Origin of the sequence: Bacillus sp. FSL R5-0659 (assembly GCF_038008785.1) — a bacterium.
Lineage (GTDB): Bacteria > Bacillota > Bacilli > Bacillales > Bacillaceae > Bacillus > Bacillus safensis.
Genome location: NZ_JBBOZU010000001.1, coordinates 1,313,001 through 1,333,007 on the forward strand (window position 1 = coordinate 1,313,001; position 20,007 = coordinate 1,333,007).

General features: G+C 40.2%; 19 protein-coding genes. 11 read left to right on the top strand and 8 right to left on the bottom strand.

Features of this window, described 5'->3' with window-relative positions:
• The first annotated feature begins 70 nt into the window (after positions 1 to 70).
• Together NSQ72_RS06620 and NSQ72_RS06625 are read left to right on the top strand one after the other, a co-directional pair.
• Complete coding sequence (locus NSQ72_RS06620) at positions 71 to 2,197, top strand: peptidoglycan D,D-transpeptidase FtsI family protein (protein WP_144490626.1); 2,127 nt, start codon at positions 71 to 73, stop codon at positions 2,195 to 2,197.
• A 156-nt stretch (positions 2,198 to 2,353) separates the two neighbouring features.
• Positions 2,354 to 4,183: a PAS domain-containing protein gene (locus tag NSQ72_RS06625; RefSeq protein ID WP_341083636.1), complete on the top strand. Its 1,830-nt coding sequence runs from the start codon at positions 2,354 to 2,356 to the stop codon at positions 4,181 to 4,183.
• 25 nt (positions 4,184 to 4,208) lie between these two features.
• Here the strand turns inward: NSQ72_RS06625 and NSQ72_RS06630 are convergent, their stop codons facing one another.
• Positions 4,209 to 5,378 (bottom strand): aminotransferase A, encoded by a 1,170-nt coding sequence (locus NSQ72_RS06630; RefSeq protein WP_064498382.1) that lies wholly within the window; start codon positions 5,376 to 5,378, stop codon positions 4,209 to 4,211.
• A 293-nt stretch (positions 5,379 to 5,671) separates the two neighbouring features.
• Here NSQ72_RS06630 and NSQ72_RS06635 point away from each other — a divergent pair, with 293 nt between their 5' ends.
• Positions 5,672 to 6,556 (top strand): cation diffusion facilitator family transporter, encoded by an 885-nt coding sequence (locus NSQ72_RS06635; protein ID WP_341083637.1) that lies wholly within the window; start codon positions 5,672 to 5,674, stop codon positions 6,554 to 6,556.
• A gap of 64 nt (positions 6,557 to 6,620) precedes the next feature.
• On the opposite strand, the gene NSQ72_RS06640 is transcribed toward NSQ72_RS06635, so the two are convergent.
• A complete protein-coding gene (locus NSQ72_RS06640; RefSeq protein WP_180272403.1) occupies positions 6,621 to 6,773 on the bottom strand; it encodes a hypothetical protein in 153 nt (50 codons plus the stop codon).
• Positions 6,774 to 7,074: 301 nt separating this feature from the next.
• Between NSQ72_RS06640 and NSQ72_RS06645 the strand changes: the two genes are divergently transcribed.
• The 3 genes from NSQ72_RS06645 (at position 7,075) to NSQ72_RS06655 (ending at position 10,030) form a co-directional block, all read left to right on the top strand.
• Positions 7,075 to 7,614: an RDD family protein gene (locus NSQ72_RS06645; RefSeq protein ID WP_341083638.1), complete on the top strand. Its 540-nt coding sequence runs from the start codon at positions 7,075 to 7,077 to the stop codon at positions 7,612 to 7,614.
• Between the two features lie 123 nt (positions 7,615 to 7,737).
• Positions 7,738 to 9,048: an MFS transporter gene (locus NSQ72_RS06650; protein WP_341083639.1), complete on the top strand. Its 1,311-nt coding sequence runs from the start codon at positions 7,738 to 7,740 to the stop codon at positions 9,046 to 9,048.
• Between the two features lie 73 nt (positions 9,049 to 9,121).
• Entirely contained in the window at positions 9,122 to 10,030 is a 909-nt protein-coding gene (locus NSQ72_RS06655; protein ID WP_024424709.1) for a chemotaxis protein, read from the top strand.
• 36 nt (positions 10,031 to 10,066) lie between these two features.
• Here the strand turns inward: NSQ72_RS06655 and NSQ72_RS06660 are convergent, their stop codons facing one another.
• On the bottom strand, positions 10,067 to 10,528 hold the full coding sequence (locus NSQ72_RS06660) for a YkyB family protein (RefSeq protein ID WP_008356877.1): 462 nt from the start codon (positions 10,526 to 10,528) through the stop codon (positions 10,067 to 10,069).
• A gap of 234 nt (positions 10,529 to 10,762) precedes the next feature.
• Between NSQ72_RS06660 and NSQ72_RS06665 the strand changes: the two genes are divergently transcribed.
• Positions 10,763 to 10,939 (top strand): hypothetical protein, encoded by a 177-nt coding sequence (locus NSQ72_RS06665; RefSeq protein ID WP_341083641.1) that lies wholly within the window; start codon positions 10,763 to 10,765, stop codon positions 10,937 to 10,939.
• A gap of 92 nt (positions 10,940 to 11,031) precedes the next feature.
• Here the strand turns inward: NSQ72_RS06665 and NSQ72_RS06670 are convergent, their stop codons facing one another.
• Positions 11,032 to 11,949, bottom strand: coding sequence for an AraC family transcriptional regulator (locus NSQ72_RS06670; protein WP_338594760.1), 918 nt, complete (start codon positions 11,947 to 11,949; stop codon positions 11,032 to 11,034).
• 113 nt (positions 11,950 to 12,062) lie between these two features.
• Here NSQ72_RS06670 and NSQ72_RS06675 point away from each other — a divergent pair, with 113 nt between their 5' ends.
• A complete protein-coding gene (locus NSQ72_RS06675; protein WP_341083643.1) occupies positions 12,063 to 12,968 on the top strand; it encodes a DMT family transporter in 906 nt (301 codons plus the stop codon).
• Positions 12,969 to 13,080: 112 nt separating this feature from the next.
• On the opposite strand, the gene NSQ72_RS06680 is transcribed toward NSQ72_RS06675, so the two are convergent.
• The 4 genes from NSQ72_RS06680 to NSQ72_RS06695 all read right to left on the bottom strand — a co-directional run bounded on the left by NSQ72_RS06680 (position 13,081) and on the right by NSQ72_RS06695 (position 16,355).
• Complete coding sequence (locus NSQ72_RS06680; RefSeq protein ID WP_047203675.1) at positions 13,081 to 13,296, bottom strand: hypothetical protein; 216 nt, start codon at positions 13,294 to 13,296, stop codon at positions 13,081 to 13,083.
• Between the two features lie 196 nt (positions 13,297 to 13,492).
• Positions 13,493 to 14,770 (bottom strand): MFS transporter, encoded by a 1,278-nt coding sequence (locus NSQ72_RS06685; protein WP_039178137.1) that lies wholly within the window; start codon positions 14,768 to 14,770, stop codon positions 13,493 to 13,495.
• A gap of 73 nt (positions 14,771 to 14,843) precedes the next feature.
• Complete coding sequence (locus tag NSQ72_RS06690; RefSeq protein WP_039178139.1) at positions 14,844 to 15,341, bottom strand: L,D-transpeptidase family protein; 498 nt, start codon at positions 15,339 to 15,341, stop codon at positions 14,844 to 14,846.
• 156 nt (positions 15,342 to 15,497) lie between these two features.
• Positions 15,498 to 16,355: a metallophosphoesterase gene (locus NSQ72_RS06695; protein WP_039178141.1), complete on the bottom strand. Its 858-nt coding sequence runs from the start codon at positions 16,353 to 16,355 to the stop codon at positions 15,498 to 15,500.
• A 138-nt stretch (positions 16,356 to 16,493) separates the two neighbouring features.
• Between NSQ72_RS06695 and fadH the strand changes: the two genes are divergently transcribed.
• From fadH to NSQ72_RS06710, 3 genes are all read left to right on the top strand, one after another.
• Positions 16,494 to 17,258 (top strand): 2,4-dienoyl-CoA reductase, encoded by a 765-nt coding sequence (gene fadH, locus NSQ72_RS06700; protein ID WP_039178144.1) that lies wholly within the window; start codon positions 16,494 to 16,496, stop codon positions 17,256 to 17,258.
• A gap of 64 nt (positions 17,259 to 17,322) precedes the next feature.
• The gene (locus NSQ72_RS06705; RefSeq protein WP_024426863.1) at positions 17,323 to 18,543 is read left to right on the top strand and encodes an EAL domain-containing protein; all 1,221 of its coding nucleotides are present in this window, start codon (positions 17,323 to 17,325) and stop codon (positions 18,541 to 18,543) included.
• A 423-nt stretch (positions 18,544 to 18,966) separates the two neighbouring features.
• Entirely contained in the window at positions 18,967 to 19,863 is an 897-nt protein-coding gene (locus NSQ72_RS06710) for a manganese catalase family protein (RefSeq protein ID WP_024424718.1), read from the top strand.
• The last annotated feature ends 144 nt before the right edge of the window (positions 19,864 to 20,007 follow it).

Here is a 20,007-nt window from a genome sequence, read left to right on the forward strand (position 1 = left end):
CTATTACAAAAGTGTTACAATAATGAGTGGTAATTGTAAAAGATTGAAAAGGATGAGAGGAGCTACATAAGTGGGAGAGAAACAGCATCAAGGTGCTGCCGAGCAGAAAAAAATGAAGCGCCGGAACGCCTGGAGGATTAATCTCTTTTTCTTCGCTGTATTTAGTTTATTTGCTGGACTTGTGATCAAGCTTGGTGTGCTGCAAATCGTCAATGGTGAAGATTATAAAAAGCAAGCCAACCGAACAGAGGTCAAAACGGCATCATACCCGTCTCCAAGAGGAAAAATGTATGACGCGAGAGGAAGAGTCGTCGTTGATAACGAAAGTGTACCTGCCATCGTTTATACATCAGAAAGCGGTGTGAAAGCGAAGGATAAAATTAAGGTAGCAAGAAAGCTTGCGACTTATATAAAAATGGATACTGATTTTTTGAGAGAGCGTGACATTCGGGATTTTTGGCTGGCGAGCCATCCGAAAGAAGCGGATAATCTCATTTCAAAAGCGGAGAAAAAGGATATCGATGCAAAGGATGTCTATCCGCTTCAAGTAGAGCGTGTCCCAAAGAAAGAAGTCAAAGCGATCGAAAAGGATGCGGAGGAAAAAGCTGTTGCAGCGATCTACCGTAGATTTACAGGCGGATATGCCTTTGAACCTCAAATCGTGAAGGCAATGGACCCAAACGAAGAGAAAAAAGGGGACGAAAAAGTTGCTTTACTCGATGAAACAAAAGAATCAAAACAGACTTCATCCGTGAGTTTGACATATGAAGAGATTTCACTTGTCTCAGAGCATCTTGATGAACTGCCAGGTGTGAACGTCATCAATGACTGGACAAGAAAATATCCGTATGAAAAGACCCTTTATAATGTACTTGGCGGTGTGACCACACCAGAGCAAGGAATCATTAAAGAGCGCGAAGATTACTATATGGCAAGAGGCTATTCGCGAAATGACCGTGTAGGGAAGAGCTATTTAGAATATCAATATGAGGATTTTCTGAACCCAGAGAAAGCAACCGTTCAATATACACAGGTTGGCGGGAAGCTGCTTGATGAAATCAAGCGGACAGAAGGACGAAGAGGACTTGATCTTGCGCTGACATTTGATATGGAGCTGCAAAAGGAAGTCGACAAAATCGTCGAATCAGAGCTTAGATCGGCCAGTGCGAGAAACTATATGATGGATCGTGCCTTTGTCGTCATGATGGATCCTCACACAGGGGATGTTCTCGCCATGTCGGGCAAGAAAATGGACGGCAGAGACGTCACAGATTATGCGATCGGAACATTTACGACTCAGTATGAAATGGGCTCTGTTGTCAAAGGAGCCACAGTACTTGGCGGTTATCAGGACGGGATGTCACACAACCAAGCCTATATGGATACACCGCTCTTTTTTGCAGGAAGTAATGGAAAGCCGAAACAGTCTTACAAAGTTCTTGGATGGGTTAACGACATTCAGGCACTCCAAAAAAGTTCCAACGTCTACATGTTCCAAGTAGCGATGAGAATGGCGGGCATCACCTATCAAAAGGATGGTCCGTTACCTGCAAGGCCTGAGCACTTACAAAAAATGAGAAACTACTATGCGCAATTCGGTCTTGGCGTAAAAACAGGGATCGATCTGCCGCAGGAATCAAGCGGGATGCAGACGCATCCAAAGACGGTCGGCGGACTCTTGCTTGATGAAGCAATTGGTCAGTATGACACGTATACACCGCTCCAAGTGGCGCAATACATGTCGACGATCGCCAACGGAGGCAGCCGTATTCAGCCAAGAGTAGTGAAAAGTGTTCATCTTCCAACGAAGAAGGATGAAGTAGGCCCAGTCGTAAAAAAATATGAGCCGAAGGTGCTGAATACGATTAACAACTCGAAAGCAGATATTGACCGCGTAAAAACGGGACTGAAAATGGTCACATCAACAGGCGGAACTGCCGCTGGCCGATTTGGTCAGCATGATGTCGCGGGAAAAACGGGTACAGCGCAAACCTTCTACTATGGCGCCAACCGCAGCTGGTGGGGAAATGCCACGTACAATTTAACCTTTGGAGGATATTATCCTTCTTCTAATCCAGAGGTAGCGTTTAGTGTCGTGACACCTTATGTCTCAGATAAAGATCCTGTCATTAAAAATATCCCAAGTAAAATTGTGGATAAGTACGTAGAATTACAAAAGAAATATGAAAAACAATAAACCGCAGGGAGCACAGCAGCAGAAAGTGCTCCCTTTTTGCTGAAAATATGGACGTTTCCCTCGATGACAGAAGGAAAATACGGGTTTTCTAGCGAATCTTTTTTATACATCAATCTAAGGACAACCCTAAAAAATGAAAAGGAGGGTCGGACGACGATGGAACAACAAATGAAAGATTCGAATCAATTGTATTCGAACATCGATTTACATGCCGTTCTTTCTTCTAATGGCCGCTTTCTCTACATTTCTTCCAACTGTAAGCAGCTTTTGCTCTATGAACAAAAGGATTTACTAGGGTGTTTTTTGAAAGACTTTGTTCATACCGAAGATCAATTTCTCGTCGAAAGTTATTTTTACAATCAGCACATGCTAGAGGTTTGCCACTTTAGACTGCTAAGAAGTGATCTGACAGCTGTATGGGTCGAAGCAAGCATTGATTTTGTTGCTTGTGATGGGTTAGACAACGAAGTAAGTAGAGAAATGATCCTGAAAATGAGGGTGCTGGATACTAAGCCCCAAAAAGCAGCATTTCAAGAAGCATCAAAAGTAGCAGAACAGTCGCTAGGCAGTCTGCCGGCTTTCCAAAATGTTAGTGAAGCTGAACAATTGATTGCCATGCTGCCAAATCCGTTATGTATTACGACTTTAGGGAAAATTGTGTATGCGAATGATGCGATGCTGCAATTAATGGGGGTAAGTGCAAGAGATGACATGATCGGCAAGTCCGCGTTTGATTTTATTGCTGAAGAGTACCATGATATTGTCAGAAGCCGCATAACAAGGCTGCAGCAAGGCCTTCCAGTCGGAATGATTGAACAGATATGGAAGCGTCAAGATGGGAGCAGTATTCATATTGAGGTAAAGTCATCACCGACGATTTATCAAAATCAGCGGGCAGAGCTTTTGCTGCTCGTGGACATCTCATCCCGTAAAAAATTCCAAACTGTTCTTCAAAAAAGCCGGGAAAGGTATCAGCTGCTCATTCAAAACTCCATTGACACGATTGCGGTCATCCATGATCACAAATGGGTGTTTATGAATGAATCAGGTATTAAATTATTTGAAGCCGAGCATTACGATAAATTAATAGGAAAGGATATCTTTCATCAAATTCATTCCTGTGATCAGCAGAAGGTCAAAAACAGCTTATCTCGTATTATTGAAAGAGCATCAGATTCCGAGATTGTCACGATGAGCTGTCATACATTTAAGCATAAGCTGATTTATACAGAAATGGTCTGTATCCCAACTACATTCTTTGGAGAAACAGCGGTTCAAATTATTTTAAGAGATATATCCGAACGTAAGCAGACAGAAGAGCTCATGCTCCGCTCAGAAAAATTATCGATCGCAGGTCAATTGGCGGCTGGCATTGCACATGAAATCAGAAACCCATTAACCGCCATCAAAGGCTTTTTACAGCTCATTAAACCGAAAACAAAAGATCGCGATCAATACTTCGAGATTGTTTTCTCTGAGCTGAGCCGAATAGAAATTATTTTGAGTGAGTTGCTAATGCTGGCGAAACCGCAGCAAACGTCCTCAATGCAGACGCTTGATTTGAAAAAAATCATCAGCGAAGTTACGGCTTTGTTAGAAACACAAGCGAACTTAAATGGCATTTTAATGAACACAAGTGAGATAGAGGAAGGTCTCCTGATGAACGGGGATCAAAATCAGCTCAAGCAAGTGTTTATCAATTTAATCAAAAATGCCGTAGAATCCATGCCGGACGGAGGAAAGGTAGACATCACAGCTAAAGCAGAAAGTGATGGAATACTTGTCACCATTCGTGATGAAGGGGTCGGCATTCCTGAAGCGGTGATGAAGCGGATTGGAGAGCCCTTTTTAACCACAAAGGAAAAAGGAACTGGACTTGGCCTTATGGTCACATTTAATATTTTAGAAAATCATAATGGGACGATCCGTGTGGATAGTCAGCCTGAAAAGGGCACCGTATTTCACATCATGTTTCCTGCAAAATAAAAACAACGGCAAGAGAGCCGTTGTTTCAATCTAGCGAATGAATGGAACGTTTTTCAAGTACAAATTGTTCTAGCCGGTCAAGTCCTTCTTTCAGCGTTTCAAGTGAATAAGCATAAGACAGGCGCACATACCCTTCGCCGAGTGGAGAGAAAGCAGAGCCTGGGACGACCGCAAGTCTTGTACTTTCTAACAGCTCCATGCAAAAATCAAAGGAACTCATCCCAAACGATTCAATGGATGGAAAAATATAAAAAGCGCCAGAAGGTTTAATCACCGGAAGCCCCATAGAAATGAGCCGATCATATACATAATCGAGTCTTTTCTTATATTGCTCTCTCATGATCAGTGCATCATCCACACCATTTGTCACAGCTTCAAGTGCCGCCTTTTGTGAGACAGCCGAGGCACAAGACACGTTATATTGATGTACTTTTAATACATGTTTAGCAATTGGAGCTGAAGCAAATAAAAAGCCAATTCTCCATCCAGTCATGCTATGAGATTTAGACAGTCCATTGATGACAATGGTCTGTTCTTTTAAGAAAGAGGCAATTGAATGATGCGGCCGGTCAAATGTCAGCTCACTGTAAATTTCATCGGATAAAATAAAGATGTCTTTTCCTTCAAGGAGCTGGGCAATTTCTTTCAATTCTTCTTCTGAAAGCGTGACACCAGTCGGGTTTGAAGGGTAAGGAAGAACCACACACTTTGTCTTTTCCGTTAACGCATCCTCAATCAGCTTGGCATTCAATTTAAAGCCGGCATTCGTTGTGTCAATATGTACAGGTACTGCACCGCACATTCGAATGATCGGTTCATATCCGGGGTATACAGGTCCAGGTAAAATGACCTCGTCTCCTTCTGTTAAAATGGTTCGAAACGCAGCATCAATTGCTTGACTTGCACCTGTTGTCACAATGATTTCTGACTCTGCATCATAATCAAGATTCACTTTCTTCTTGATATAATGCTGGATCGCTTGTCTTAGCTCTAAGAAACCAGCATTGTGAGTGTATGAGGTGAAATTCTCGTCAATGGCTGCTTTGGCAGCTGTTTTGACATGATGCGGCGTATAAAAATCGGGCTGGCCTATCGTCAATGAAACGACATCCTCATATGACGATACGAGATTTGAAAATGTTCGAATGCCTGAAATTTCAATATCCTTTACTCTTGGATTCAGCAAATGCTCCATTTCTCATCACCTTAAAAATTTATGTTTTTATCCTATTTTACCATTCACTGCATAAATGTCACCTGCGAAAGGCACTGGATAGCGTTATATGTAGTCTATTCTCCTATCCATCACCGCATGAGTGATATATTGAAGAAAGAGCAACATTTATTATAGCGTAACCTCAAGAGAAAATACAGGCTGTGATGAGAATGATTAGAAAACGGCAAAACTGCGTAAACTGAAAGAACGTGAGAATCATGGTCATGGGAATGGCTTTCATAGACATACGATCTCCTAAAGGAGGACGATAGATGGAACAATCAGCGAAGACATCGAAAATCGCGTTTCTATCCGTGCTGAGCAACACATTTGTTGTGATCTTAAAAATCATTGTAGGTCTCTTAACCGGATCTGTTGCGGTTTTATCAGAAGCTATTCATTCGTTTCTCGATTTAATGGCGTCGTTTATTGCATTTATTTCTGTTCGTATTTCAAGAAAGCCAGCAGATTCTAAACATCCTTATGGACATGGAAAAGTCGAAAATATTTCTGGAACGATTGAGACCCTGCTGATTTTCGTTGCTGGCATTTGGATTATATACGAATGTGTTCACAAATTAATGCATCCAGAGCCAGTTAAGCTGCCCGTGCTTGGCATTGTGGTCATGTTGCTAGGCGCGCTCATCAATTTTGTTGTATCGAGAATTGTGAACAAAGAGGCTGAGCGAGTACATTCAGTCGCCATGAAATCAAATGCATTGCACCTTTTAACGGATGTGTATACGTCACTAGGGGTGGCATTCAGTTTATTGCTTGTAGCATTAACCGACTGGTATTTCCTAGATCCGATCATTGGAATGATTCTTGCCCTCTTTATTATGCGTGAAGCGTTTAAACTCATGAAGGAAGCCTTCCCGCCGCTTGTTGATGCTCGTTTAACACCAGAGGAAGAACAATCAATTGAATCGATCATTCAAGGATTCAGTCAAGAATTTATTGAATATCATGACTTTCGAACAAGGCGGTCTGGTGCAGAGGAATATATTGATTTCCATTTGATTGTAAATGGAAAGACAACCATTGAAGATGTTCACCAATTATGTGATCGAATTGAAGAGAAGATTCAGCTCGAATTTCCGCATGCGCAAATCTTTATTCATGTGGAACCTGAAAGTGAAAGAAGCTCACAAACGTAAAAAAGGCGATCAACCTATTCTCAGGTTGTATCGCCTTTTTTTACGCTTCATCTATGAAATGAAATCAATATCCATAAGCAGTATCGTAGTCTTCGTACCAAGAGATATAAGCTGTGTCATCGTTTGACAAACCATGCTTCATATCTAAATAATCAGCTTCGCAAATATCTTCAATTACAGTCATTTCGTTGTTCTTTAATAATACGACAGTTCCCATCATGAACACCTTTCTTTAAAAAATCCTTGACTATTGTACCATTTGAAGAATCATTGTCAACAGAAGAATGGAAACAAGACGAAAATATCACAAAATGTTAAAAAATCAGGAGGTAAAAGAACTAGAAGTGCCATGATTTTGACAAATTTTCAGTATTTATTCACATAAATCATTTAGATCAAACTGATCTAAAATGTATGTAAAAGTGTAAAGCTGCATTGATCTTGCTATATTCATAGGATATAATAACGAATGATTATAAGAAATTTATAGAAAACATACATAATAAAGGAGAAATAGGATGGAAACCAACATAACAGAATCACACATTCAAGAAAAGAAGCATCCTGAGCTAGCAGGCGTAGGCTATCGTTTTCTTGCACATCTTTTGGACGGTATCATTATTAGTGTACCATTTTCATTCATTGTATTTATTCTGGCAACACTCTTTTTTGTCTCAAGCCCTGAGGCGGCATTTTTAATGTATGATGATAGCTATTACTATTCTTCAACGGTGATTACGGATGAAGAATGGGCAGTCATTATGGGCCTTATCTTTTTCTATGGCGTAACGATCTTAGTCGGTATCGCGGTGACTTGGCTGTATTATGCGATCATGGAATCATCAAAGCTGCAAGGAACTCTTGGCAAGATGGCTCTTGGAATTAAAGTGACAAAAGTAACGGGTGAAAAAATAACATTCGGGCGCGCGACAGGCCGATTTTTTGCAAAAGGCTTTTTGTCTCCAATCTTATGTATTGGCTACATCATTGCGTTTTTCACAGAAAAAAAACAAGCACTTCACGATTTGATTGCAAGTACCATTGTTGTAAAGAAATAATGAAAAGAAGCACCTCTGCTATATAGTAAGGGGTGCTTTTTGTATAGATGCTTGTATGGAAGAGGGAAACGTCACATAAAGTAGAATGATAGTGAAAATAAAGCAGAGAAGGGAGTCAATCTATTGAAAAGAGGGAAAATGACTGTTCAGAAAAAAGGGGCAGGCTTCGGGCTGTTTTTGACAGCACCTGTGCTGGCCTGGGCTTTGTATGATTTTGCAAATACGATCTTTTCATCAAATATGATCACCATTTTCTTCCCGTTTTACTTGCAGGAAACGATCGGGGACAGTGCGAGAATGGACCAGATCGCAAGTACCTTTATTTCTTATGCAAACGCATTAGCCAGCTTTTTTCTCGTCATTTTTACACCTTTATACGGAGTGCTGATTGATCGTACAGGAAAAAAGAAACGCTACATTACGGTGTTTACGTTCATATGTATTGCTTGTACGGTGTTGATGGGGATTTTTGCTGGGATTGATTTCTCAAGTGAATGGTTTGGGCTGCCTGTTTCTTTATTGGTCGTGGTTACCTTGTTTGTGATCGCAAAGTTTTTCTATCATTCTAGTCTTGTTTTCTATGACACCATTTTGCCCGATCTTGGGACAAAGGATGAAATCCCGCTTATTTCTGGATTTGGTATCGCCGTTGGCTATTTAGGAACACTTGTGGGTCTCTCTGTTTATTTACTTGTCGGCAATGACCAGTTTCATGAAGCATTTATCCCAACAGCCCTTTTATTTCTTCTCTTTTTCCTACCTTTTCTCTTTTTTGTAAAAGATCCTCATCCGCTGCCTCAGCAAGAGAAAAAGGCATCTTTTTTCAGCGGGTATAAAGAGATTGTTCACACGTTTAAAGAGATGAAAAGGTACAAGCCAGCTTTTATTTTTATGATCGCCTTCTTTTTTATGAATGATGCCTTACAAACAGCAATTGCGATGATGGCTGTTTATGCCAAAATCATTATTGGCTTTACAGCTGGGCAATTTATTTTACTCTATCTTGTGTCGACCATTTCAAGTATCATTGGCTCCTTTCTGTTTGGTTATATCACAAAAGCGATAGGGGCAAAACGCTCGATTACCGTCGTGTATGTCATTTTAATTGTGGCGCTCATTCTAGCTGTGACAGCGGCAACCGAATGGGTCTTCTGGGTAGCTGGCAGTTTATTTGGGATTTCACTTGGCGCAAGCTGGGGGGCATCACGAATCTTGATTATTGAACTGACCCCGAAGGAAAAACGAGGACAGTTTTTTGGCCTCTTTGCCTTCTCAGGAAAGGTGTCTTCCATTATTGGGCCCATTATTTATGGCTCAGTTACCCTGCTGTTTGCAGACTACGGAAATCTCGCAAGCCGCCTTGCACTAGGGTCTTTGCTCATCCTTGCAGCGATAGGACTTGTGATTCATCAATTCGTTCGAGAGAAAGCGTAAAGAAACGTCAACTTTTTACCTATGCTGCCGATATAAAAAGTACAATCTAATATTGAAGAATAGAGGGATTTCCGTGGCTTTAAATAAACAAGAAATTTTACTTGACTCTGGTACCAATGAATTGGAAATTGTGAAGTTTGAAATTGGTGCAAATCAATTCGGCATTAACGTCATGAAAGTAAGAGAAATCATTCAGCCGGTTGAGGTGACGGTTGTACCGCACTCTCACCAAGATGTAGAAGGGATGATTAGTTTACGAGGCGAGATTTTACCAGTCATCAATCTATTTTCCTTTTTTAATGTCGAGTCAGATCAGTCGGAACAAGAGAAATATATTGTGACTGAATTCAACCAACGGAAATTTGTGTTCCACACAGGAACAGTATCACAAATTCACCGCGTCAGCTGGGAAGAGATTGAGAAGCCGACTGCACTGAATCAAGGGATGGACCGTCATTTAACTGGCATCATTAAGCTTGATGAAAAAATGATTTTCCTTCCAGATTACGAAAAAATCATTTATGATATTGAATCCGCTTCAGGTGTTGATACGTATCATATGTTTGACGGTGAGAAAGACGAGAGAAGAACAGGGAAGAAGCTGTATGTCGTTGAAGATTCTCCGCTTCTCATGCGTTTATTAACAAATGAATTAACCGAAGCAGGCTATAAAAACATTGTGACCTTTGAAGATGGCAAACAGGCATATGATCATGTCATGGATCTTGTCAGCAAAGGAATCAGTGTGACAGAAGAAATTGATATGATTATTACGGATATTGAAATGCCTAAAATGGATGGCCACCGGCTAACAAAATTGCTCAAGGACAATCCTTTAACAAATTCCATCCCGATTCTTATCTTCTCTTCATTAATCACTGAAGATTTGCGTCATAAAGGGGAAACGATCGGTGCAGATGATCAAATCAGTAAACCAGAAATTCATCAGCTGATTGAAAAAGTCGATCATTTTATTATCTAAACAAAAAACCACTCGGCATGAGTGGTTTTTTTCTGTTTAAAAATAACTTTCCCCGAGTCGTTTGAAGACGGGCTTTGTGTAATGTGATTTTTGTTTTGTGGCGGCAGGTTTTTCTTTTAAACCGACATACGTTTGAAGTATTTGCTTTGCTCGGTTTAATGACATATTCGCTTTCGGATTGCGATATGATTGATTTAAATTTCCTAAGTGTGGCAAAAATTCGAAGTCTTCTTTCGTTGGTGGCAGGTGAAAATAATAATCTCCAATTTCAATCAGCACGTCGGACTGTTGTTGACTATACTTGGGATTGTTAGAGAAATGTAGGCCCACTTTTCTTCCTTTACCTTCTTGCAATAGTTTTTGCAGCGCGCGTTTTTTCAAAAGATAAAGAAACTTTGGGTTTGGTGCGGTTTTAGCATGGCGGTTAACAGTATAAATGGCTTTTGCGATGTTTTCTGCTGTAGGTTCTATGTCTTTAGTATGAGCATAATCGTCCATTTTTTCTCTCCTTTGTCTTTCGTCTTCCTGTGCTTAGTATAAATTATACGTTTTTATTAGTAAATTGCAAATAGAGATATTGTAAAAAGAAAACCTTTGGTATAAAGGGATTATGGAGGGTTAAAAATTTTGTGTGTTCGAATCCCCCAATCTCCCCCAAAAAAACTTCAACTGATTCTATTTCTGTTGATTATATAGTATGTATATAAATTATTAATGAAAGGAGGTAATATCATGACATTCAAAAAAGCATTCAATATAGGTTATCTTGTGTTGCTTTTCTCTTTTGTTGTCGTATATTTCTTGCTTCCAGCCGATCAATTATTTACAGCAATTATGATCCTCACCGTACTATTCGGAGTATATCAATTTGTGATTTTTAAGAAACTAAAAGAACAAAAACAGCAATAAAAAACGCCCTTGTCTGCATTAGGCGAGGGCGATTGAAATGTAGCCATTCTCATCGTTTGTATTTACAAAAGCCATTTAAGACGCCTTCTGCATTATTTTTCTTCTATCCATTTTATCTGGAGAGAATCCAGCTGTTTTAATTTTCTATATGCTAAAGGTGTCGTATTTTTTATTCTTTTAAACAAATTGATAAAATAACTTGTGCTGTTAAAGCCTACTTGGTAGGCGATTTCTGTAATATTGAAATCCGTTTCTTGGAGCAGGACGAGGCTTTGCTGAATTCTATATTCATTTACATAATGCATGGGTGATTTCTTTAAAATGTCTTTGAAAGATCTGCAGCATTCTGAGCGACTTAACTGTCCTGCACGAGCAATATCTTCGAGAAGGATCTTTTCATAATAATGCTGGTGAATCCAATTCAGCATAAGTTTCATCCGTTCATTTTTATCGTGTTTACGCGCATCATGTTTCATTTGGAAGCCGTTTTGTAATAAGCATTTCCAAATGGTGATAAGCTGAATATTGAGTTCAAGTTCATAATATACCGGAGTTTCATCAATTAATTGTTGAATGATTTGAATGCATTGATAGATCTGCTTTGGCCAATGATCTTTTCGGTTGAATAAAATATAAGGTGTCTGGCTCGCACGCATATATGGATGGACAAATGTGGTGAATAATTCATTCGCTGTGATGAAAGAGGGAGAGACATTTAAACAAACATAAGTACATGCCGTCCCATTCGCATCTTTTGCCATGTGCAGGCAGCCACTATTGATGAAAATGCCATCTCCTTGCTTTAAACATAATGTTTCTTCATTGATATGAAATTCAGCTTCACCCTCTAAAATAAAGACAAATTGAAACTCGTCATGCCAGTGAAGAGGGATATAGCCGCTTCTATGATGACGAATTTTTGTATGATAAATAGCAATAGGCCATGTTGTCGTAGAATGCTCCGTCAATTCTTTCAGGTTGTAGTCAATCAGAAAATGATGGTTGTGCATAATTCTCCTCAATATTCTTTTATTTTTATGTTCAATTGATATATCAATATGTAACAAAGTGAACTACTATCAACTATATTATCATGATTTGTTGAGAATTGAGGAGAATGAAAATGAATAGGAGAAAGGGAATTTTACTTGTACTCATAGGCGCTATCTGCTGGGGAGTAGGAGGAACAATTTCACAAAAATTGTTTCAGCAATATGGGATTGATGTCAATTGGCTTGTGACGGTCCGGCTGCTCATTTCAGGGGGATTGCTTTTATTTGTTCATGTGATGACAAAAGAAAAAACACATCTGTTCGGTGTGTGGCAAAAGAAGAGGACAGCGATGCAAGTCCTTCTATTTGGGCTAATGGGTATGCTGGCTGTTCAATATACTTATATGGCATCCATTCAACATGGAAATGCTGCTGTGGCAACGCTGCTGCAGTATACAGCCCCTGTCATGATTATCGTGTATTTGGTCATTCGCAGGCAATCAACCTTCACTAGAAGAGATTTGATTACAGTGGTATTGGCTTTGGCGGGTATGTTTTTCTTATTGACGAATGGTTCTATTTCAACATTAACCGTTCCATTTGTGGCAGTAATTTGGGGAATACTATCGGCTGTGGCGCTCTCGTTTTATACGTTATATCCGATCAGCCTGTTAAAACAATTCGACTCTCTAGTGGTTGTCGGCTGGGCGATGCTTATAGGAGGAGGCGCCCTTAGCTTGATCCATCCTCCATGGAAGGTCAATCTCACTCATTTACCTTTTGAAGCGTATGTCTATTTATTGTTTGTGGTCATATTTGGAACGATGATCGCTTTTTGGTTTTACATAGAAAGTTTGCAATACTTATCACCAAAAGAGTCGAGCTTAATTGGAAGTGTTGAGCCCCTTGCAGCAGTCGTCACGACTGTTTTCTGGTTAAAAGAGCCATTCGGACTTTTCCAATGGATAGGGACAGCTTGTATTGTCTATATGATTTTATTCTTGGCATTGTATCAGCCGAAAAATGAGTATGGGTGATGAACAATAGAAGAAATGATAAGAATAATTGACTGAATGAAATATAAATAAAGTGAACTATTGGTTCGTGATAACTACCTATTTATCAAAATGGGTAGTTTCTCAAGATGAATTATTTTGTATGAATAGAATAAGCGCAATAAAAACAACCATTAAAGTCGGTTTCATTCGTCATTTGTTTGGCTTCATCAATGGCGCCTTTACCATCCATGTGCAGGCCAATCAACGTACGGCTTGCAGCATCGCCTAAAAATGCACAATCTTCTGTATGTACAACAAACTGTCCCTGTTCATTTTTAGTATGAATAAAATAGTAACTTTTTAGCATTTCTTTCACCTCCAACCTGACTATCCTACTATAAAACGTTTAAAGATGTAAAGGAATTTAATTGTGAAAAACAAGAAAAAATGGATCAATAAAGCAAGCCTTCAAGCAGATTCTCTCAACAGAGGAAATGCATGAAGGACGTTTCATCCATGCAAAAAGGACTTTCCTGAAAAAGAAAGTCCTTTTTGTTATTTACTTATTGAACTCCCTGCCCCTTTAGTTCACGCTGCACGTCTAAGTCGTCAGCTTCTCTGCTGAACTTTGGCAGTGTAATGAAGTAAAAAAGGAAGACAAGTAAAATAATAAAGCCCATTCCGTAATAAATATAAGAAACATTTGTGATGAGTTTTGGAAATAATACAGCAATCAGACCTAATGTCATCGATTGAGCAAACATAGTGAGCGGGTCAACCCATCCTGACACACGACCCATCAGTCGAGGATGGACGATTCTAGGCAGCCAGCCTCCAATGACAATGTTGACTGGGCCGATGCATGTACCAATGACAAATGAGGTGACATAAAACAACCATAATGTATGGGTAGAACCAAGGACAAAAATCAAAATACCTGCGACCAAAATTGGAATCGACATGAGATATTGCATCTTTACCTTTTTAGCGAGGACAGAGCCCATTAAGCTTCCAACGAGCAAGCCTGCACCGATCGCAATGGTAAAGAAGGATGTATGCAGTTCAAAATGGTCTGGTGAAAGTCCATATTTCATTGTAAACATCGGCAGAACGGCAAATGCGCCATTAACTAGACCGAAAACAAAAAAGCCAAAAATTAAAGAAGCCAATAATTTATTTTTTAAAATATATAGGATGCCTTCTTTAAAATCTTTCAGAGACGTTTTGATGGTCATGCCTCTCCAGCCAGCTTGTCCATTTGGCTGACGCGCTTCAATTGGAATGTTACATGAACGAATCAGGATGCCTGAAATAATAAAGCTGACCAAATCAATTGTAATGGCACCGTGAAGTCCAATCGTCTTATACATAATGGCACCGAGTCCAACGCCAAATACCATAAATAAACTAAACAGCATTTGATTTAAGCCAGCGGCTTTTGCATATTGATCTTTATTTAAAATCGCCTGAACGAGAGAAGCTTCAGCTGGATAGAAGAACTTCGTAATAGCACTTCGAATAAACAAGATCAAGAAAATAAGTGGCAGTGAATTAAAATAAATAACGATGAATAATACAATCGTCAGCCCAGCTCGTATCCAATCACAATTCTCTGCGACTTTTTTACGATCAAAACGGTCTGCGACCACACCGACCATAAAAAAGACAAAGACGGTAGGAAGAGAATACATAAGTTCAGCCAATGTGGCGTATGCGGGCTGATGACTAAAATGGTCGAGCAAATAAAAGGCAAACGCCATATTGCCTACTGTTGTCCCCATTTGCGAAGCAAGTGCCGCAAAAAAGAGACGAACAAAATTTCTGTTTTTAAAAATATCCATAAATACGCTCCTTAACCTGAAGATCCCACTTTATATCATATAAAATTTTAACCATTCGTACAATTGATTTCATCTACTGGCTAATGGTCACAGGTGTTCCGTTTGGAACGAGTGAAGCAAGCTCGATGACATTCTGATTATACATGCGAATGCATCCTCTAGAAACAGCTTTACCAATTGAAGACGGGTTATTCGTACCGTGAATGCCGTAATGAATTTTTGAGAGGCTCAGCCAATAAGCGCCAAAGGGACCTCCTGGGTTTGGCTGTCTGTTGACAATATAATAAGAACCTGTCGGTGTCATATTTAAAATTTTCCCTGTTGCAATCGGATACGAACGAATAAGCTGTGATCCAGAAAACAAAACGAGACGTTTCGTTGAAATCGAAACAAAGATGCGGTAAGGGATCGTATTAGGATCTGGCAAACCAGGTATGATGATGACCTCATTTTGTTCAGGCTCGCGAGCTTGAAGTGACGGATTTGCAGCCTTTAAGGCATCTGTTGTTGTTCGAAAATCAAGCGCTATAGAAGCAAGAGTTTCTCCTCTTTTCACCGTATATCGCAGCACCAAAGTACACTCCTTTTACTTAAATAAAAGAAGCCATGATGCCGTCACTTGACATACTATATGGACGGAATCAGGCTCAGTAAGGTTTCTCCTAACATTTGTCATGAAAAAGTACTTTGATTATACATATGCAGGAGAGGGCGGTTTGGCTTCTATTTATACACGAGATGTAAAGGTAAAAAAGGTTAACTCCGGCTTGGCTAAAAACCGAAGCGGGAGACGTGTTGTCCCAAGTCCACGGTTGACATAGATGCGGTGCTGACCGCTTTCGTATAAACCTTCTACATATGTACGGCCGTAAGGTGCTGTGAGAATCGGTCCATAGAAAGGCAGCTGCACTTGACCGCCATGCGTATGCCCGGAAAGCTGCAAGTTAATAGGTGTTGTTTTCAGCTCTAATGCTGCATCAGGCTCATGGACGAGCAGCAACGTAAATAAATCAGATGATACTTCCCGTTTGATCAAATCGTAATCAGGCACGCTCATCATAAGATCATCCAGTGCAGCAATCTGAATATGTGCATGATCTTTTTCTAATAGAAACACATCATTTTTACATAATGTAAATCCACAAGCCTCCATTGTTTTCTCATAAAGCTCCACTCCGAATGGTCCGTAGTCATGATTTCCGTAGATGGCTAGTTTACCGAACGGAGCATGAAGCTTATTCAAATAAGTCTTCGCTTTTTCATGCTCTTGGGTGGATGCTTGAAAATCAACGAGATCACCTGTGAACACAATGAGATCTGGAGATGCAGCATTGATTTTCTGAACGATGGCTTCTAGGTCCTTCGCAGGAAATGTATCACTCAAATGAACGTCACTAAATTGGGCTATTTTAAACTGGTCAAATGAAGCTGGAAGCTGAGCATCTTGAATGGTCAGTGACACGGTATCGATCATGCGCGGCTCAATGTACCTGGCATATCCATATCCACAACTTGTAGCCAAAAAACCGAGAATACTCGCACCAGCTGCTCCTTTTAAAAATTGTCTGCGGGAAAGCTGCTTCATATAAGACTCCTTTATAAATAAAATTAAGTATAGCATCATATTTGGATAATCTCCCATATGGTGCACCGAGGGTCAATCATGATATGATAGACAATAATGAATGAATAGTCATTCAAATCATACAAAGGGGGAGAACAAATGACGAAGCAAACAGTGATTGTCACAGGGGGATCAAGCGGTATGGGGAAGGCAATGGCTGCCCATTTGGCAGCTGAAGGCTGGAATGTTGTGATTACTGGTAGAACGGAAGAGACGCTGGAAAAGACGGCAAAAGAAATGAAGCAGAAGGGCGGAGCAGTCGCTTACTTCCAAATGGATGTGCGAAACCCAGAGGATGCTGACCAAATGGTCAAGTTTGCGGTGGATACATTTGGTGATGTCGATGCCCTCATTAACAACGCAGCAGGAAATTTTTTAGTGCCAGCAGAAAAGCTGTCTCCTAACGGCTGGAAAGCTGTGATTGATATTGTGTTAAATGGTACATTTTTTTGCAGCCATGCAGTGGGCAATTACTGGATTCGGCAAAAGAAAAGGGGCAGTATACTTAACATGGTGGCTACCTATGCATGGGGTGCTGGTGTAGGCGTGGCGCATTCGGCGGCAGCAAAGGCCGGCGTGTTGTCCCTGACTCGAACGCTTGCTGTTGAATGGGGGAGGCAATATCGAATTCGCGTCAATGCCATCGCACCAGGCCCAATCGAGAGAACAGGCGGAGCAGATAAACTATGGGAATCAGAAGAAGCAGCGCAAAGAACATTAGATAGCGTTCCTCTTGGCAGACTGGGCACACCTGAGGAAATTGCAGCGCTTGCGAGCTTTTTATTATCGGAGCATGCGTCGTATATAAATGGAGATTGTATTACGATGGATGGGGGACAATGGCTCAACCAATCACCATTTTGATTGACGATGTAAGACCTGCTTTTGATGTGGTATAATCACACAAAGAGAGAAGCAGGTGATGAAAATGGTCGATCCATTGGATATTTTAACGAATATTGAAGATGTTTTCCCGCACTATCAAGCAATATTCAGTGCGGAAGAGCAAAAAGTGATAGGCTATGAGATTCTAGGAAGAATGAAGCTTGAGTCAGAAACGGTCAGCCTAGGCTCCTTCTTTACGGATTCATCTATTCCTGACGAATATAAATTGGAAGTAGATCACAAAGTACTGACTCAAGCACTTGATCTCTTCACAACAGCAGATGACGATTTGCTCATTTTTATTAATCATGATGCCAATATCCTCATGCTGGATCACGGGGAAAGCTTTTTAGAACTCTTAAAGGAATATGAAGCAAGGGGCATTCAGCTTAACCGGTTTGTTATTGAGTTTGCAGAGCATACGTTTAGCGGCGACATTGAACAGCTTTACCATACGTTAACGTATTATCGTACATATGGGATTAAAATCGCCGTCTCAAATATAGGAAAAGAAAGCAGTAATCTGGACCGGATTGCCTTGCTTTCACCTGATTTATTAAAAATAGATTTACAGGCATTAAAGGCATCGGCTCCATCTCCTTCCTATGAATATGTCTTGTACAGCATTTCATTGCTTGCAAGAAAAATAGGAGCTGCTTTAATTTATGAGGACATTGAAGCAAATTTCCAGCTACAGTATGCTTGGAGAAATGGCGGGAGATATTTTCAAGGGTTCTATCTTCATGAGCCTGCAGGAGAATTAATCGATCGAAGCCACCGAAAAGATCAGCTTAGAGAAGAATTCCAGCAATTTATTGCCCATGAGAAAAAGAAGCTGCAAGCTGTCTACGAACATTCTGAAACATTTTATAAACGAATTCATCAAGCTGTTACGACTTTAAAGAAATCGTGCAGCACAAATGATGAGCTCATTCAAAAACTGGCACTTGAACTAACAGATTGCAGCTTTCGGATTTATATGTGTAATGAAGAAGGCTTTCAAATCACTGGAAATGTGTTCAAAAAAGAAGAAGAATGGTTGTTTCAGCCGGAGTATATAGAAAAAAACTGGAGCTGGCGTCCTTATTTCCTAGCAAATATTCTTCAAATGAGAATTAGCGGAAAAGGATTTTTCAGCGATATTTATAGTGATTTAGAAACAGGTGAGAGGATACGTACGTTTTCTTATCCTTTAGAGGGAGATATGTATTTGTTTATAGACCTTCCATATGCCTATTTATATGAGCAAGATGGATTAATTTGAAGACGCGGCGTGAAGACTAATCCTCGCATTCTTTGTCAGTCCTGCGTGGCAGTGCTCACGAATGTATAATTCGCTCCGGTACTCGTCCTTCCTAGACTTCAAAGGTTTTCTATCACACTGAAATGTAAACAAAAGGAATTTCAGCTTTTTGTCATCAATCTGAGCAGCCTCGTAGGCTGCTTTTTTTGATAGAAAAAAGAAAATAAAAAATGGTTGACAATGAAACTGATAATCATTATCATTTAGTTATAGAGAGAAGCTACTCTCTGTTCCCCAACCCCTCTATCAGATCAAGATCCAAAAAACTTGGCGCTACCCCCGCCAAGTTTTTTTTGTGCTTCAATCTTTCCCTTCATGCATAGGACAGCCCAAACCCTCCATACATCTTAAGTGATGATAGTTAGACAGTAGGAGGGAAACATCATGATCAAACGTGACACGCGGCTGCTCATTGATTTGCCAAGACCAGATCACCCAGATGCAAATGGTGCCGCTGCTGTGCAAGAATTACTCGGCGGAAAATTCGGTGAAATGTCCACATTAAATAATTACATGTTTCAATCCTTTAACTTTAGAGGGAAACGAAAACTCAAACCGTTTTATGACCTCGTATCCAGTATTACAGCTGAAGAATTCGGTCATGTTGAGCTTGTGACCACAGCCATCAATCTCATGATTACAGGAACTACCCATGGAGGAGATCCAGATACGACGCCGATGAAGGCAGCTGTCGATAAACGAAATACACAGCATTTTATTCAAACAGCCCAAACAGGCTATCCGTTTGATTCAATGGCAAAACCTTGGACAGGAGAGAATGTGTTCTCAAGCGGCAACCTGATTCTTGACCTCCTTCATAATTTCTTCCTTGAATGCGGAGCACGTACGCACAAAATGCGTGTATATGAAATGACGGACCACCCTACAGCAAGAGAGATGATCGGTTATTTACTTGTCAGGGGCGGCGTGCATATTGTGGCATATGCAAAGGCACTAGAAGTCGCTACAGGAGTAGATGTAGGGAAGATGCTCCCAATCCCAAATCTCGATAATAAATACTTTGATTCAGCGAGAAAATTTGAAGACCAGAATGTTCATACAAAGCTGTATACATTTAGTGATACGGACTACAAGGATATCAATAAAATTTGGAAAGGGAGCCACCCGATTGATGGAAAACCGCTCACAGTCATTGAAGGCACCCCGCAAGGTGCACCTGTGCCAGATTATAGAGAATTACCGGAAGAGTTTGCTCCAGGCATTTCAAAAGAGGATTTTGATGAAATTGCGAAACGGCTGATGAGATCTGCTGGTTTATAAAAATCATGGTGCATGAGATTAGAAAAAAGACTCAAACTAAAAAAACAGATTCTTTTTCTTTTTTTGAATTCAAGAGGAAAAATATCATCTGAGAACACTTTATGGTATGATGCTTTGTAGGACTTGTGTATAATCAATACGGGT